The sequence below is a fragment of the Pseudoselenomonas ruminantium genome (assembly GCF_900142515.1).
Lineage (GTDB): Bacteria > Bacillota > Negativicutes > Selenomonadales > Selenomonadaceae > Selenomonas_A > Selenomonas_A ruminantium_D.
In genome coordinates, this window is the sequence record NZ_FRBC01000015.1 from 21,110 (window position 1) to 37,725 (window position 16,616).

Below are 16,616 nucleotides of genomic sequence, written 5' to 3' on the forward strand. Positions count from 1 at the left end.
AAAAAATCCCCTATCAATACCTTGAGAAAATATTTTTTCACAAGATTTGACCCGCCCCTGATCGGGAGGTATAATTGTAGTCAGTCTATATTTTATGGAAGAAAACAAGGAGAACAACTATGAGTCTTGACGGCTTTTCCATGCGACCTCTGGTTCGTGAGCTGAATGACCAGCTCGCAGGCGGCCGCATCGATAAGATAACCCAACCCAATAAACAATCCATCATCCTGTCCATCCGGCAGCCGGGACAAAATCATCAGCTGCATATCAGCATCAATTCCCAGAATCCTGCCGCTCATATCATGGAGAAGAATCTGGAAAATCCGCCGGAACCGCCAGTATTCTGCATGGTGCTCAGGAAACAGCTGGAAACCGGCCGCATTGCCGCTATCCGCCAGCACGGTCTCGACCGCCTGATCCTGATGGATATCGACTCCATCGCTGCTGGCGGCAAGATTGTGACCAAAACGCTGGTCATGGAACTCATGGGCAAGTACAGCAACATCATCCTCGTACAGGATGGTGTCATCATCGATGCCCTGCGCAAGATTGGCAACAACAGCAGCCGTGTGCGCACGGTACTGCCCGGCGATACTTATGAACTGCCACCCGGACAGGATAAACTCGACCTCTTCACCACGGATCTGGCTCAGGTCATGGCGCGGATCAAGGAAGCAGACCAGGAAGAACGTCTCGACAAGGCTATCTTAGGTGCCTGCATGGGCTTTGGCCCCGTATCTGCCAAGGAAGTCTGCTTCTGTGCCGGCTTTGCCCCGAGTACCAGAATGCATACGCTGGACGAAGCTGACTTTCATTCCATAGAAACAGCACTGGACGAAATCCGTCAGGCCGCCACCAACGAAGGAACAAAACCGGTGATCCTGCTGGACGAAAACCAGAAAGTGCTGGCCATGGCCTCCTTCCCCCTCCATTACCTGCCGCAGGCTGTCACACTGGACTTTGATACCATCAGCGCCATGCTGGAAAAAGCCAATGCACTGGCCGGCAGCTACGTACTCCCCGACAAAGATCGCTTCAAGAAATTGGTCAAAAACGAACTGCATCGGGCAGAAAACAAACTGGTAAAATTAGATGAAGAGATTGCCGCCGCGGAAAATGCCGAGGAATATAAAATCAAAGGCGACAATCTCATGACTTATCAATACCAATATAATGACCATGAAGATGCCGAAATCACCGTGGCCAATATTTACAGTGAAACCGGTGAGGAAATCACGATTTCCTTAGACCAGCGCTTCACCATCATCCAGAATATGCAGCTCTGCTATAAGAAATATGACAAGCTCAAGCGGGCGCAGGAACTCCTGCAGGTACAGCGGCAGGAATGCGAAGCCTCCATCAGCTACCTCGAAAGCATTGAAGCTTCCCTCTCCGCTTCATCCAGCCTTGGCGAAATTGCCGAAATCCATAATGAACTCGTGGAAGGCGGTTATCTGCGGGAAAAACTCAAGCGCAAGAACAATGACAAGCCCTCCCATCCCTTCCGTTTCACCACGCCGGATGGCCTGCAGATTCTCGTGGGCAAGAACAACTACCAGAACGATAAGCTGACCTGCAAGACCGCCAGCTTCAACGATACCTGGTTCCATACCCAGAATATCCCCGGCTCCCATGTGATCGTACGCAATGGCGGCGAAGAACTTAGCGAGGACAATATCCTGCTAGCCGCCAGCCTCGCCGCCCATTTCAGCAAGGCACAGGGTTCTTCCAAGGTTCCCGTGGACTATACGGAAATCCGCTACGTCAAGAAACCTTCCGGCAGCAAACCGGGCTTTGTGATCTTCACCAACCAGAAAACTTTATATATCACTCCCGATGAACAGGAACTGGCCCCCATCCTGGCCCAGGATCCTCAGCAATGAATAAACAACGAAATGCAAAAAAATTCCCCTAAGGAACTACAAAACCGATATCCGTTCGTACGTTCCTCAGGGAATAAGCAGGAGAGTGTATATCAGGCTATAACCTGACCGGCATCTGCAGCGCCGAAATCCCGGCAATGCAAGATGCCTTTTTTGCTGATCGCCTCCTTTCCATATCTGCCCTTATCCTCGCCTACCGGACAGGCGGCAATGCAGCGACCGCAGGGATAATGGAACTCCTGTTTGAGCCGCTGATGGCAGAGTGCACATTTATGCTTATCCATGCGGGCGATGATCTGCCCCTTGACTGGGGAGAACACCTGCATGGGACAGGCCTTGACGCAGATCTTGCAGCCCAGGCAGATATCTTCTTTGAGCATCTTATCTGCGGGCAGGTCGGCGTCCGTAATCACGGACACCAGCCGGATGCGGGAGCCGTATTTCTTCGTCAGCAGGGTGTGGTTCATGCCCACCGTGCCCAATCCCGCATAAAGCCCCGCCAATACCTGGGAAAAAGCCGCTTCGGGCCGCTTCACGAGCGCCGATATATCCCCGTAGCAATCCCGGGGAAAGAAATGGGCCCGGTAACCTTCCTCATTGAGAAAGTTCGCGATGCGATAGGCGGCATGATCCAACAGACGGTTGGTCGTATTATATAACTCCGAATAAACTACGGAAGGGGTTGTCTCAATCATCGAAGGAAAGATCTGCATGCCCATGACGATGACATTGCGGCTCCAGGGCCAGATGTTCTGGGGCCAGAAGTCCGGACTCTGATGAGGCTCCTGCTCCCAGCGTTCCACAGGAGCTATCCCCAGCATATTGATATCCATGGCCTTGGCCCGGCGTTTGATCTTTTCCTTCAGCTTAACCCGGTCTGACCTGGGCATATCCATTCCTCCTCAAATCTTTGCCAATGCTGCATCGAGTTCTGCGATGATGTCTTCCACCTGTTCCAGCCCCACAGACAGGCGCAGCTGCCCTAAGGTAATGCCTGCCGCCGCCAGGTCCGCCGGCGGATAAAAGCGATGGGAGGTCTTGGCCGCATAGGAAAGCGTGGTAGCCGTCCCCGCCAGGCTGGGTACGTATTTGATTGTCGGCAGTTCCCGGATAACAGTAGCCGCCTCCTGCTCGCCACCTTTGAGATTAAAGCTCAGCATGCCGCCGTAAAGCCCCGGGGCAAACTGGGCCGTGGCCCGCTTGTAGCTGGGTGATGAGGGCAGGCCGGGATAAAAGACCTTCTCGATCTTGGGATGTTTTTCCAGGAACTCTGCCACCTGCAGGGCATTGCGGGAATGCGCCGTCACCCGGAGATTCAGGGTGCGCAGGCTCCGGGCCAGCAGCCAGCTATCCTCGGCTCCCAGCACCGCCCCGTAAAGAGTCAGTGTCTTATGGATCTTATCGATAAGTTCCTGCGAGCCTGCCGCAGCGCCGCCCACGATATCACTATGGCCGCCCAGATATTTCGTAGCACTGTAGAGCACCACATCAGCCCCCAAGGCCGCGGGTTTGACCACCACCGGCGTGGCAAAGGTGTTGTCCACTAAAAAGAGCAGGTCATGCTCATGAGCTGTTTTGGCCACCGCAGTCAAGTCCGGTACTTCCATCAAAGGATTACAGATGGATTCCGTATAGATGAGTTTCGTCTCCGGCCGGATAAAGTCTGCGATATTTTCATGCAGGAAATCCACGAAGGTCACGCTGACACCGAACCGGGCCAGTTCGTTCGCTAAAAAATCATGGACGCCGCCATAGAGCACCGGCGAGGAAATGATATGGTCGCCCTGCTGCACAAAGGTCAGGATACTCAGGGCAATGGCCGACATGCCCGATGAAAACACCAGGGCGGCTTCCGTCTCATCAGCGGCGGCAATGATCTCGCTCACCGCCTCCGTGTTGGGATGCTTGATGCGGCTGTAGATATAGCCATCATCCTCCCCCTCATAGATGCGGTCCACCGAAGGCACATCATCAAAGGCAAAGACCGAAGTACGGTAGATGGGCAGCACCTCCGGCACGGAGGAAGATTTGGCTACCTGCTTGTAGAACTGCCCATCCCCGGTATGATTCAGACTGGTATTCAGATTTTTTCCCATATTCATTCCCCCTGCGTAATCAATGTGTGTTCTTCGCGGCCAGCCGGTTGCCCAGGAACTGGATCAGGCAGACGATAGCCACCAGCACGATGACCGTGCCCACAGTCACATCCTCCTGAAAGCGGTTGTGGCCATAGCGGATGGCAAAGTCACCGAGACCGCCAGCTCCTACCGCCCCGGCCATGGCCGTGAGGCCAATCAGGCTGATGGTGGTAAGTGTCGTAGCCCGCACCAAAGGCGCAATGCTTTCCCGCAGATAGACCTTGAAGATCACTTCCCAGGGACTAAGCCCCATGGCCTGCGCTGCTTCGATAACCCCGGTGCCGATTTCCGTCAGCGCCGATTCCACCTGCCGGGAGAAGAAGGGCACAATGCCAAAGACCAGCGGGATGATGGCGCCCTTCACACCAATGCCCGTGCCCACCACGATCCTGGTGACGGGCAGGAGCAATGTCAATAAGATAATGAAGGGAATGGAACGGAAGGTATTGATGGCCTTGTCGATGAACTGATAGACCTCCCGGCGTTCCAATATGCCGCCGGGCTGGGTGACGATCAAGGTCACCCCGAGAATGATGCCCAAAACAAAGGATATGCCCCCGGAAATTCCCACCATCACGAAAGTATCGATAATCGCCTGATAGAACTCAGGCAATTTCTGCATAAGGTTTGGAAACAACAGATTCAGCAGTTCCATCTTTGATTACCTCCACATCCACATTACGCTGGCTCACATATTTCAAGGCCTGCTTCAACTGGCCTCTGCCTCCCTTGATGATGGCCACGGTGCCGCCCAAAGGTTTCCCCTCGACCAGCTCCACATCACTGAACAGGATATTCACCGTCACCTCGAATTTCCTGGAAATATACGAAATCAGGGGCTCCGATACATTGGTTTCCTGATAGCGCATCTTTACCAGCTGTTCATCATGGTCAAGCGCCACGATCTCGGTCTTGTCCTCAATAAGCTGATAGATTTCCGACAGATTGGAAGTGGTATGGATGAAGTTGCGCGTGATTTCCTGCACGGGATGAGCAAAGAGCGAATACACGGTGTTTTCCTCCACCACCCGTCCATGTTCCATGACCGCCACCCGATGGCAGAGTTTCTTGATGACATCCATCTCATGGGTGATGACCACCACAGTGATGCCCAGCTCCGTATTCAGCCGGGCCAGGAGTTTCAAAATGGATTTCGTGGTCTGGGGGTCCAAGGCACTGGTGGCCTCATCGCAGAGCAGGATTTCCGGGTCAGTAGCCAGCGCTCTGGCAATAGCCACCCGCTGCTTCTGCCCGCCGGAAAGCTGGGAAGGATAGGCTGCCGCCCGGTCCTCCAGCTCCACAAAAGCCAGCAGTTCATTTACCTTCCGGGCAATCTCTTCTTTGGATAAACCGCTGTTTTCAATGGGCAGGGCAACATTCTGCGCCACGGTACGGGAGGGCATCAGATTGAACTGCTGGAAAATCATGCCGATTTTCTTGCGCTGTTCCCGCAATTCCTTCGGAGATAATGTCAGCATATCCACACCGCCCACAATGACGCGGCCGGAGGTAGGACGCTCCAAAAGATTGATGCAGCGCACCAGGGTGGATTTACCAGCCCCGGAGAAACCGATAATGCCATAAATCTCCTTATCCTCAATGGTCAGGTTCACATCGCGAACCGCCGTGACCTCCTTATCTTTCAGCTTGAATGTCTTGTTGATATCTTTCAGTACAATCATCCCTGCCACCTCATTTCATCAGCGCTCCCAGGCGGGAATATACTGGCCGTGGAAATCCTTCTTGTAGATTTCCTTGGTCGTATCCGACTGGTAGGCTTTGACAATTTCCTTGTAGAGTTCCTTATCCTTATCTTCCGTTCTGGCGGCAATCACATTGAAGTAGTCATTGCCTTTGTAGTATTCCACACCGTCTTTGAAAATAGCATCCTTATCCGGGTCCAAACCAGCATCTACGGCGTAGTTGCCGTTGACGATAGCCGCCGTCACATCCGGCAGCAGGGAGGCCGTCTGGGACGCATCCACCTGCACGATTTCAATCTTGGCGATGTTTTCCTCGATATCGGAAAGTTCCGGCGTCGTGCCTGCCGTGCTCTTGAGGCGGATCAGGCCAGCAGCCTGCAGGACAGTCAGCGCACGTCCAAAGTTTACGGTGTCGTTAGGCACGGCAATCTTGTCTCCTGGCTTGATTTCCTTGATATCATGGATATTCTTGGAATAGAGGTTCAAAGCCGACAGCATGGTGTCACCGATAGCGGTAATCTCATAGCCATGCTTCTTGATCTCATTGTTCAGGAACTTGTAATGCTGGAAGGCATTAAGCTCGATTTCTTTATTGGCCAGTGCTGCGTTGGGCTGGGTGTAATCCGTAAAGACCACCAGCTCTATGTCCACATTCTTCTCCTTGAACTTGTCGATGATGGGCTTCCAGATGACTTCCTCGGCAGAACTGGATACGCCAATCCGCACCTTCTGCACGTCAGCACTCTTGCTGTCCCCACAGCCAGCGGCCACCACGCCGATTACCAATACCAGAGCAAGCAATAATCCCTTTGCTAACTTCTTCATAAAATCAACCCTCTTTCAAATTTTCTTCTATTAATCATTCCGCCCTAAGTATTCCAGCGCGTAATTAATATGCAAATCTGCGGCGATGTCCACCGCTTCTTCTGCCGGTGCCAGCTTCTCGCTATGAAGCACCCTGGCAGATGCAGAACCTTCCGGATAGACACCCACATGAGCATAAGCTCCTTGGCTTTCCTGCAGGTATTCGGAAAAATCATCCCCGGCAAAGCCAAAAATGGGTGCCTCGCTGATCTCCACCTTGTCTTTTCCCAGGAGGCTTGCGGCCACTTGAGCCACCTCCTGCCGGGCTGTCTCATCGTTAATCAGCGCCCGGGCAAAGCAATCGTATTCGCAGAGTACCTGCACGCCATAGCTGAGCCCCGCACTGTCAGCCAGCTCACTGATCTTTTTCTTGAGCTGCTGGCGGCTGTCTTCGGAAAAGGCCCGGAAACTGCCTTCGATAACGGCATGGTCCGCTATGATATTGTAGGAAGTGCCCGCCTTAAAGGTGCCGATGCCGATATTGATGGGCTCCGAGGCTGGCAGCAGCCTGCCGGGAAGCTTAGCGATTTCCCCCACCAGCAAGGCCCCGGCCTGCAGGGCATCCCGTCCCAGATGAGGCTTGGATGTATGGGCCTTCCTGCCCGTAAGGGTGATGCGAAAGAAATCACAGGAAGCCGCATCGGCTTTCCGCGAGAGCACCACCTTGCCCACCGGCACATCGGGCGCGATATGCACCCCGAAGGCCCGATCGTAACCTTTGGTCAGCCCCTGCTCCTGAAAATACTGGGCGCCATGACCAAACTCCTCCGCCTGCTGGAAAGCCAGCAGCACCGTGCCGGAAAAGCTATCCTTCAACTCTGCCAGTTTCTTGGCCGCTGCCAGCAGCGCCGCTGTATGGATATCATGGCCGCAGGCGTGCATGATGCCGGGATTCACGGATTTATAGGGAAGGTCCGTCTGTTCCTCAATGGGCAGGGCATCGATATCCGCCCGCAGCAGGATCTTCCGGCCATTATCCTGATGGCCCTTTATCCAGCCATAAGTCCCCGTCTCCCCGACAGCCTGATACTCAATGCCAAACTCCCGCAGCTTTTCCCGGATAAATTTGGCTGTGTCGTATTCCTGCCCGCTGAGCTCCGGGTACTGATGGAGATACCGACGGCTCTCCCGGGCAAATTCTTTATCGCAATGCTGCATATCCGTCACCTCATTTCTTTCAGGAAACCCAAGCTTCATGCGAAACAGTGTTTCGCACTGCGCCCTTACACGAACACTAAGCTCCCACTGCGCCTTTGGCTTGTACTCGCTAAGTGTTCATAGTAAAAAGAGGTTTTGCACAGAAAATGCTTCTATGCAAAACCTCTGGTTCTTCCAGTCAGTTTCCTCGCTTGACGATGACCTTATGTTACACTATTACACCAATCATGTCAATAGGTGTAAACAAAATTTGCCCAAAAATTTTTCCTCAACTGTATTTTACAGTGCCTGTCATGGCCGCAATATTCTGCACCGGAGTTTTGGTAGACAGGCCGCAGGCCGGGCTGATGATATCAATCTTATTGTTCACCAGTCGTTCCGTCACCTGCTGTATCACATCTGGTGTCTGCAGCTGCAGGGCAAAGGTGCTGACATTGCCCATGACCACACCGCCATCCCGCACCTCTTTGATATCTAGCAGATTGACCATGGCATCGGTGCTGATGGCATCCCCCCGGATAGCGGACAATGGTTTTTTCACTGCGTCCAGCCGCCCGCAGATATGCACGATGGCCTTGGTATCCATGGCATGGATGGCATCCAGCAGCTTGTTGAGATAAGGTACGGCGTAGTCACCGAACATCTTGGGGCCAAGGATTTCTCCCGTGGCCGTGGGATCTGCAATGGTGATCACCGAAAAACCACTGTCCACCAGCACCCGGGCATATTCGATCAGGAAATCCGTCACATAATCCAGCACCCGATGGGCATTCTCCTTATCCTTCCGCAGCTCCTTCAGGAACACCATGGGGTCTACGATGGAAGCCGCTGTAGATACCGGTCCCGTGAGGCTGCCGATAACGGGAATATCCGGCTGCTGCCGGCTGATGGCAAAACCAGCCTCCGCAATAGCCGCAATCCGCCCCTCTTTCACCAATTCCTTCGGATCACGCTGGATGACATCGGCGCTATGTGCATAGTATTCCTTGGCAATCTTGGGTTCGCAGTCGTGATTGCCAAAATCGATCTCGCTGCCCAGGATTTCCGCTTCCACGGTCATGCAGTAAGGAATACCGAAGTTCTCAAAACCCGTACGCTGCTGCACCGCCGTGGAGAGCCTGGCCATGTCCGCCGCACTCTTATGCACGTCCGGGAAAAACAACCCGCATTCATCCATCACATCGGTGGTAGCGCTGTTCATCATGCCGCCGGGGCAGATGACCGGCGGGCGGTCAACAGTTTTTCCTGCCAGCACCCGGTCCAGTCTTTCTTTCGGCGATAGTTCATTCATAGGTATCCTCCTAAGCCGTCTGTCTGACCTTTTCTTCCATTCCCACCAGTTCCTTGGCAATGCGGGCGGCTTCAGCCGCATTCACCGCATAGGCATCGGCTTTTATTTTCTTGGCAAAGCCTGGCGAGATGGGACCGCCGCCAATGACCACCTTGTAGTTTTCCCGTAGATGCATTTCTTCCAGCAGGTCAATGACCTCCTTCATGGCCGGCATGGCTGTGGTCATCAGGGTGGACAGGGCAATGATCTCGGCCTCATGCTCTTTGGCTGCCTGCAGGAAGGCCTGGGGCTTGATATCCCGCCCCAGGTCGATAACCTCAAAACCGGCGCTTTCCAGCATGATCTTCACGAGGTTCTTGCCGATATCATGGGTATCCCCTTCCACCACGCCAATGACCACCACATGTCTTTCGCTGTTTTCCTGACGGACAATATGGGGTTTCAGGATATCGATGCCCGCATACATGGCATCGGAACAGAGCAGCAGTTCCGGGATGAAATATTCCTCCTGCTCATAAAGCTCCCCCACCTTGTCCATGCCCCGGGAAAGGCCATCTTCGATGGCCGCATAGGCATCGTAACCCTCTGCTACCACCTGGCGGGCCAGTTCTGCCGCCCGGTCTTCATCCATGTCCACCACAGCCTCATAGAGTCCCTGGTGCAGTTCCTGCTCAGTTGCCATAATTTCTTTCCTCCTCATCAGCCAGTGATTCCCTAAGCTGTAATTGATACACGCCCCCATTGCAAAGAGGACTGTAAGACCGCTGCACGCAGCCATGCCCCCAAAAACGCCCGCGGGACTTATGGATAGTTTCCAGCAAGGCTTCTCCATAAGTCAGCTGCAGCACATCAAATGCTATCTTATCCGAGGTACAAAAGCCGGCTTTTTCAAAGCCCACCGAAGTGACATTGCAAAGATGTATGGCTACCCTTTGCGTGGCCGCCTCCATTTCCTTCAGCACTTCCCAGGAGATCCTGCCGCAGATCTGTTGGTAAATCTGCGGCGAGACCAGACTGCTGGCCACCGTGGGGTCCGCATAGGAAAGCAGGCTTACCCCATGGTCTTCTGCCTCCTGGGCATAACGGGCCAGCTCCTTGCCAATCCGGGCGCATATCTGATGGAGCTTTCCGGGCTGCCGGTAAAGCCCCTTGTATATTTCCTTGGCCGAAATCAGTTGACCTAAAACGGTAAAGGGGCCTTCGATATTCAACATGATATTTTCTCCCCGGGCCTGCAAAATGGCAGCCGCCCGCAAGACCTCCGCCAGCCGCCCCTGGGAAAAATCCAAATGAGGCAATTCCTCAATATCTGCCAGCCGCTCATAACGGAAACGGGTAACCGCCGGCACGCCGTACAGAGAATTAAGGGATACCTCCGCCCCCAGGGCCTCGGCCTCGATGGTTACACAGAAGGGCAGCTTCACCCAGACATCGCGGTTCAGACGCTTGACTTCCAAGGCCGCCCGCACCATATCCTCCGCTTTGCTGAACACCGAGGTATATCTTGCTCCGGCATTGCGGCAGAGGTCTTCAGTGATGGGGCGTTCCGGCTCTCCCAGGCAGGGAAAATCCTCCTCTCTCATAGGCTCCTCCTTTCCCGTCAATCGGATTTCCCCTATGTCAGATGGGGGAAACTATCCTTGGCATGGGGAATGGCCAGCGCTTCCATGAAACGCGTCTGGAAGTCCGGCTCCACCGCCGTTTCCACAAATTCCACCTGCCTTGCGACACTGGCCGCCTCCCGGCGCTTGTCGATATCCAACAGGGCAATGCGGGCACCATCCCCGGCGGCATTGCCCACGGCCTTGACGTTATCCAGGTCACAGTCGGGAAACAGTCCCAAGGTCAGGGCACTCTGCTTGTTGATATAACTGCCAAAAGCCCCGGCCAGGATGACTTCTTCCACCTGCTCAATGCCGTATTTTTCCATCAGGTATTTCGCCCCCGTATAGATGGCTCCTTTGGCCAGCTGCACGGCCCGGATATCTCCCTGCTTGATGGTGATATCCTTATGGATGGCGGTTTCCTCCGCCCAGGCCAGCACATATTCCAGACGGCCATTCTCATCCTTGCGCACCCGGGGCGTTTCCAGCCTGCCGTTGATACGGCCGGCCTTGGAAATGATGCCCGCCGTATAGAGGGCCGCCACCACATCGATGATGCCGGAACCGCAGATGCCTTGGGCACCGGTGAATTTCAATTCAGGATACCAGGTCTCCTGTCCGATTACCTTATAGCGGGGTTCCTTGGTCTCCGCGTCTATCTCCACCCGCTCGATGGCGCCGGCTGCCGCCCGCATGCCAAAGGCAATCTGAGCGCCTTCCAGCGCCGGGCCGGTGGCACAGGAGGTGGATAACAGCCTGTCCTTATTGCCCAAATCAATCTCGCCATTGGTACCAATGTCGATGATGAGTTTTACCTTGTCGCTCTTATATGGTTCCTCAGCCAGCAGCACCGCCACATTGTCCGGCCCTACAAAGCCCGCTTCCACCGGCAGAGAATGGATATTGGCCGCAGGATTGATAGCAATTCCCAAATCCCTGGCCTTGATATCCAAAGGCTCACTGACCGTCGGTACAAAGGGCGAACGCCCCATGAACTTCGGCTCCAGCCCCAAAGTGAAATGGTGCATGGCCGTATTGTAAACCAGCACCATTTCATCCACCTCCAGGGGCTTGCGGCCAATCTTCGCCGTCATCTCCGCAGCCAGTTCGCTGATAGCCTTCAGCATGACCTGCTGCAGCTTGTCCCGGCCATCCTCATTGCTCATGGCATAGGATATGCGGGCCAGCACGTCTTCCCCATAGCCGATTTCCGGATTCATGCGGGAGGCCCGCCCCAGAAGCTCCCCTGTGGTCAGATCACAGAGGAATGCCGCCAGCGTAGTGGTGCCAATGTCAATAGCGATGCCCAGACTCGGGGCGGCTTCTCTGCCCGGCACCACCCGGATTACTTCCTGCTCCTGCCAGACCGTGACCGTAACTTGCCAGTCCTGCTGGCGCAAAATCTGCGGCAAATCGCGGAGTACGGTATAGTCAACGGTCAGATTCTCCAGTCCGTAGACCTGCGCCAGTGCATCCAACAGGCGCTGCCTGTCATCCCGGGCATCGTCCAGCGCAGCAGGCTCGATGGTCAGGCTGTACTGCTTCACCGCCGGATTGAGGCTGTAAGCACGCGTCTTCCCCTGTTCCAAGATCACCTGCTTGGCCGTGCGGCTTTCTTCGGGCACCGTCACCACCAAATCCGCATTAACCTGGGCCAGGCAGGCCAGCCGGTAGCCCCGCTCCAGCTCCTCCCGGCTGAAGAATTTTTCTTCCACCGGCGAAAGCGCTGACACATGGCCCCGGCTGGATGCAATGCCCAGTTTCTCAAAACGGCCTTCTTCCACGATAACCCGGCATTTGCCGCAGACACCTTTGCCGCCACAGACGGCTTCAATGCCCACCCCCAGCTCCTGGGCTGCCGCCAGCAGGGTTGTCCCTGCCAGCGTTCTGCCCCGCCTGCCGGAGGGTTGGAATACAATCTCTACGGTATCCGCCACATCATCCCCTCCTTTCCACAGGCTTGCTTATTGGATGGGCAGGCCCATTTCACGCAGCTCGGCCTTTACCTTGTTGTAGATGGCCAGATATTCCGGCTTGGGCTGTACGGTCTTCAAATCGTAAGCCGTGCGGAAGTCCCCGCCCACGGTATGCAGGGTGCGGTTGTCAATCAGCGGCTGATACTTGGGCAGGATACGGTTGACCAGTTCATTGGCCTGTACACGCGTCAGCCGCGCTTTGCCCACAGCCTTGCCCACTTCGGCGGCAAATCTTGCGCCTAAGCCGCCAGCCTGGTCGAGGCCTGCACTCTGATGCCCCGTGCCACCAGCCACCAAGAAGCCCAATGTCGCACTGCCAATAGCTCCGGCTGCCGTCTCCCAGAAGTATTCCTCACTGTTGATGCCTGCCGTCATCTGCCAGGCGGCACCGACCAATGCCGGGAAGTGGGTGTGCTTGCTGAAAGCCGCCCCGCCGTAGTTGGCCACATAGAGGGCGTACTTGCTGGAGTTGCTGAAATAGAGCGCATCGGTCGGCCAAGTGCCCAGAAGCGTCGGCTCGTAGAGCATCACATAAGCCAGGAGGTCGGCCACGCCATTTACGGCTGAAGTTGCCGGGCCGCCGGCGGCACCGCCGATATAAGCCTGCAAGATGCCCCAAATGTTGGCGCCATAGGAATGCCAGAAATAAGCGCGGCTCATCTGGTCATAGTCCGTCTTGAGCTGAGGCATGATGTAGACATGGCGCACATCGCCCTTCTTCACGCCCCAAAGGGGATTGGCTGCTGCCATTTCCGCCTGGAGATTCACTGGCGTGGAGCCGCCATCGGGAAGTCCCGGACGGCCCACCCGCCGTTTTATATCATTGACGACTGCCACATGCTGCTGTTCAGCCATCATTTCAAAGGGAGAACCCGGTTTGATGGGTATCCCGTTGATTTCCGTCTTCACGCCCTGGAAATGCACATAATCCACCAAAGGTTCCTGTGCATAGGACAGGGCAATCTTCTCATAAAGGTCATCGGAAATCGGTCCTAAGATGCGGCCCATAGTGCCCACCGGGGTTGGCCCGTTGTCGTAATCCTCAAAGCCCCGGTGCGGAATGGTTATCGCGTCCTGCCCTTCCCCTAAGGTCACGCTGCGGGGCAGGTTTTCCAAAGCCGCGTCGATTTCCTCTTCGGTAAAGAGAATGCGCCGTTCCGTGGATACATTCAGGATACCCACGTCCAAGAGCAGTTCCTTGCCGGCCTGCCAGATGGCATCCAGCTCGTCATCGTCCGTAGGAACCACTTTGCCTTCAGCGTACTCAATGCCGTATTTCTTGGTGAGTTCTTTCAGTCTCGGCCAATATACTTTCGTGTCAAATTCCTTCTGGAAGGTGATGGGGCCAGTCTCACCGCGCCCCCAATACTCGATGAATTTACCTTTTGAACCATGGCTCATAGTCATTTCCTCCGTTCCCCAAAACACTGGTGCTTATGCACTCTTATCTAAATCACGGATCTTGCTTTCAGCTTCAGGCTACATGCAGCAACCGCTTAGCTAAGTTTACAGTGGCGATGGCATCCTGACCGTAGCCGTCAGCGGCTATCTGGTCCGCCCATTCCTGGGTGACTACGCCGCCGCCCACCAGCACGATGAACTGGTCACGCACGCCCTTGGCCTCCAAAAAGTCTATCAGGTCCTTCTGCACCGGACGGGTGGTTGACATCAGCGATGCCGCCGCAATTACCTTGGCCCCCAGACGCTTGGCCTCTTCGAGGAAGCGGGACGGCGCCACATCCACCCCCAGATCGTAGACCTCGAAACCAGCCGTAGCCAAGAAGGTTGCCACCATGTCCTTGCCCACCTGATGGATATCCCCCTGCACCGTACCGATAACAATGGGAATGGCCTTCTTGCCTTCGGTGTTCTTCTTCTTGATTTCCGGCTCCAGTACGCTCAGGGCATTCTTGAAGGCATCGGATGCCAGCATGATTTCCGGCAGGAATACCTCCATGCGTTCAAACTTCACGCCCAATTCATTGAGACCGTCCGCCAGCACTCCCACCGCTTCCACGGGATCAATGCCCTGTGCCAGCGATTCCTTGGCCAGCTCCAGCGCCGCATCTTCATCAAAGTCCAATATGGACTGCTTCAGTTCGCTTAAAATATCCTTGTCTGCCATTTTCATTCCCTCTCTTTCCCAAACACGAAATTACAGATCCAATTCGGCGGCTGCTTTGGTCAGCTCCAGCAGATTTTCCAGCGGCGTATCCGGGGCGATGGCGCAATCGGGCGAAATGGCATCCACACCAGCCGCCACGGACTGCTGTACCGCCTCGCGCACATCTTCCCGGCTGCCTTCCAGCAACACATCGATGGGGTGAACCGCTCCCAGGATGGGAGTCGTTATCCCTGCCTGCCGGAACTCTTCCTTCGCCGCCGGAATATCTACCGCCGATTCCACACTGATGGCCGCAGCACCGGTGGCCGCCACATCTTTCATCACCTGATCCAGCTTGCCGCAGATATGAATGATGACCGGCACCCTGCCGCCGATGAAATCAATCAGCTGCTTTTCATAGGGAGCCGCCATGGCCCGATAAGTCTTCGGGCTGATCATATCCAGCGAGGCCATCATGTCTTCGATGACAATGGCATCCGCACCGGCATCGATTATGGCCTGGGCATACTGTTCCGCAGTCTTTTCCGCTGCCTCGAAATAAGGCACCAGCTGTTCAGGCTTGCGGAGGCTGGCCTTCAGCAAAGCGGATACGCCGATGATATTGGCGGCCACGCTGAAGGGCCCCACCAGACTGCCCATCACCAGGGTTTCTGCCCCCACCGTCTGCTTGAGCCGCCGGATCGCATCCAGCACTGCTGGTATGCGACCTTTGGCCGTAAAGTTTTCCGGTATCCGGGGCTCCTCCCCTAGAGAAAAGGCCGGCTTTGCTATGCTGGGCAGATGGATTCGCCCGCCGTCCTTGATGGCAGAGCCATAGATTTCGGCTTCCACCGTTTGACAGTAAGGTACCCGCACCGCATCCAAATGGAGAATCTCGGCGCCCCCGGCCGAAAGCCTGGCCATCTTCTCCCCGTCATAATGCGCCTCCGGCCAGTACGCGCCGGTCTTTTCCATCAGGCCATAGGTGACATACTGACAGACGCTCAGGACAGGTATCCTGTCCACCTCCTTTCCGGACAACAGCGCCGTCAGCCGTTCTTTACCAGTCATTCCCATTAGCATTCCCCCTAACCTAAAACACAAAAAAGAGGTTTTGCGCAGGACTATCCTGCACAAAACCTCTGGTTATCCAGTCAGTTTGCTCGCCTTTTTGGCGTTGGGTTAATGTTACACTATTACACCCAGCCTGTCAATAGGCAGAAACTGATTTTTTGTAAATTATATGAAATATTCAATCGTTCTCTCCGCCGTGAGTTTGGTACGGGTGTCAAACAGCAACACAGCTTCCCGCTCCTCCACCTTGCCCAGGGAATAGGGCTGCGTCCCCTCCCGGTTGAAGCAGGCAAAGGGCACAATGCGATTGTACTTAAGCGGATGCTGCAAATCCAGTTCAATCTCCGGACCGAAGGGATTTTCCTCCATGTAATAGGGATCAAAGAGGTAAATCCTCTCCTCTTCTCTTCCCGTCAGCAATACATAATGCTCCCCGTCCATATGCAGCCGCATGACCACGGCGCCGCCGCGGCAAAGGGCATCGGTCACGAGGCTGTTTTCCCCGAGATAGACCTGCTTGCCGGAAAGGTACTGGCATTCGATGGGCAGCAGCCCCGCCTCGCCTGCACCGGAGAGCCAGCGGGACAAAAACATCATGGCCATGCGGGAAGTGCCGTTCTGGCCTTGGACACCACTCTTGCCGTAGCAATCCAGCGAATAAAGCATGATATTGCGCAGGATTTCCGGCTGTATCTCCTCCCGCTCAAAGAGGAAGGAAACGGCATTCAGCAGCGATGTGGGGCCGCAGTCATATTCCGATACCTGATAACGCAGGGGATTTTTCATGGCTTGATTCCTCACTTTCATCTGCTGATCCGTTT

General features: G+C 55.0%; 15 protein-coding genes. 1 reads left to right on the forward strand and 14 read right to left on the reverse strand.

Features of this window, described 5'->3' with window-relative positions; all coding sequences use genetic code 11:
- Positions 1–119: 119 nt before the first annotated feature.
- Positions 120–1,883, forward strand: coding sequence for an Rqc2 family fibronectin-binding protein (locus BUB68_RS08530; RefSeq protein WP_073090118.1), 1,764 nt, complete (start codon positions 120–122; stop codon positions 1,881–1,883).
- A gap of 92 nt (positions 1,884–1,975) precedes the next feature.
- Here BUB68_RS08530 and BUB68_RS08535 read toward each other — a convergent pair whose 3' ends face one another.
- From BUB68_RS08535 to BUB68_RS08600, 14 genes are all read right to left on the reverse strand, one after another.
- Positions 1,976–2,773 carry a 4Fe-4S dicluster domain-containing protein gene (locus tag BUB68_RS08535; protein WP_143188133.1) on the reverse strand — a complete coding sequence of 266 codons (798 nt, stop codon included), beginning with the start codon at positions 2,771–2,773 and terminating at the stop codon, positions 1,976–1,978.
- Between the two features lie 12 nt (positions 2,774–2,785).
- On the reverse strand, positions 2,786–3,979 hold the full coding sequence (locus BUB68_RS08540) for a trans-sulfuration enzyme family protein (RefSeq protein ID WP_073090120.1): 1,194 nt from the start codon (positions 3,977–3,979) through the stop codon (positions 2,786–2,788).
- A 19-nt stretch (positions 3,980–3,998) separates the two neighbouring features.
- The gene (locus tag BUB68_RS08545; protein ID WP_073090122.1) at positions 3,999–4,676 is read right to left on the reverse strand and encodes a methionine ABC transporter permease; all 678 of its coding nucleotides are present in this window, start codon (positions 4,674–4,676) and stop codon (positions 3,999–4,001) included.
- Positions 4,627–5,703 carry a methionine ABC transporter ATP-binding protein gene (locus BUB68_RS08550; RefSeq protein WP_073090125.1) on the reverse strand — a complete coding sequence of 359 codons (1,077 nt, stop codon included), beginning with the start codon at positions 5,701–5,703 and terminating at the stop codon, positions 4,627–4,629. Before BUB68_RS08550 ends, BUB68_RS08545 begins: the two co-directional genes overlap by 50 nt.
- 18 nt (positions 5,704–5,721) lie before the next feature.
- Positions 5,722–6,549, reverse strand: coding sequence for a MetQ/NlpA family ABC transporter substrate-binding protein (locus tag BUB68_RS08555; RefSeq protein ID WP_073090127.1), 828 nt, complete (start codon positions 6,547–6,549; stop codon positions 5,722–5,724).
- A gap of 30 nt (positions 6,550–6,579) precedes the next feature.
- Positions 6,580–7,746 (reverse strand): M20 metallopeptidase family protein, encoded by a 1,167-nt coding sequence (locus tag BUB68_RS08560; protein ID WP_178139498.1) that lies wholly within the window; start codon positions 7,744–7,746, stop codon positions 6,580–6,582.
- A 268-nt stretch (positions 7,747–8,014) separates the two neighbouring features.
- Positions 8,015–9,037 (reverse strand): uroporphyrinogen decarboxylase family protein, encoded by a 1,023-nt coding sequence (locus tag BUB68_RS08565; RefSeq protein ID WP_073090132.1) that lies wholly within the window; start codon positions 9,035–9,037, stop codon positions 8,015–8,017.
- Positions 9,038–9,047: 10 nt separating this feature from the next.
- On the reverse strand, positions 9,048–9,719 hold the full coding sequence (locus BUB68_RS08570; protein ID WP_073090135.1) for a corrinoid protein: 672 nt from the start codon (positions 9,717–9,719) through the stop codon (positions 9,048–9,050).
- Positions 9,709–10,620: a uroporphyrinogen decarboxylase family protein gene (locus BUB68_RS08575; RefSeq protein WP_073090138.1), complete on the reverse strand. Its 912-nt coding sequence runs from the start codon at positions 10,618–10,620 to the stop codon at positions 9,709–9,711. Before BUB68_RS08575 ends, BUB68_RS08570 begins: the two co-directional genes overlap by 11 nt.
- Positions 10,621–10,652: 32 nt before the next feature.
- Positions 10,653–12,578, reverse strand: coding sequence for an ASKHA domain-containing protein (locus BUB68_RS08580; protein ID WP_073090141.1), 1,926 nt, complete (start codon positions 12,576–12,578; stop codon positions 10,653–10,655).
- 27 nt (positions 12,579–12,605) lie between these two features.
- Positions 12,606–14,018, reverse strand: a complete 1,413-nt coding sequence (locus BUB68_RS08585; protein ID WP_073090144.1) for a monomethylamine:corrinoid methyltransferase — start codon at positions 14,016–14,018, stop codon at positions 12,606–12,608.
- A 73-nt stretch (positions 14,019–14,091) separates the two neighbouring features.
- Positions 14,092–14,742: a cobalamin B12-binding domain-containing protein gene (locus BUB68_RS08590; protein ID WP_073090146.1), complete on the reverse strand. Its 651-nt coding sequence runs from the start codon at positions 14,740–14,742 to the stop codon at positions 14,092–14,094.
- 30 nt (positions 14,743–14,772) lie between these two features.
- Positions 14,773–15,798 carry an MtaA/CmuA family methyltransferase gene (locus BUB68_RS08595; protein ID WP_073090149.1) on the reverse strand — a complete coding sequence of 342 codons (1,026 nt, stop codon included), beginning with the start codon at positions 15,796–15,798 and terminating at the stop codon, positions 14,773–14,775.
- A 162-nt stretch (positions 15,799–15,960) separates the two neighbouring features.
- Entirely contained in the window at positions 15,961–16,581 is a 621-nt protein-coding gene (locus BUB68_RS08600; protein ID WP_073090153.1) for a peptidase C39, read from the reverse strand.
- Positions 16,582–16,616: the final 35 nt, after the last annotated feature.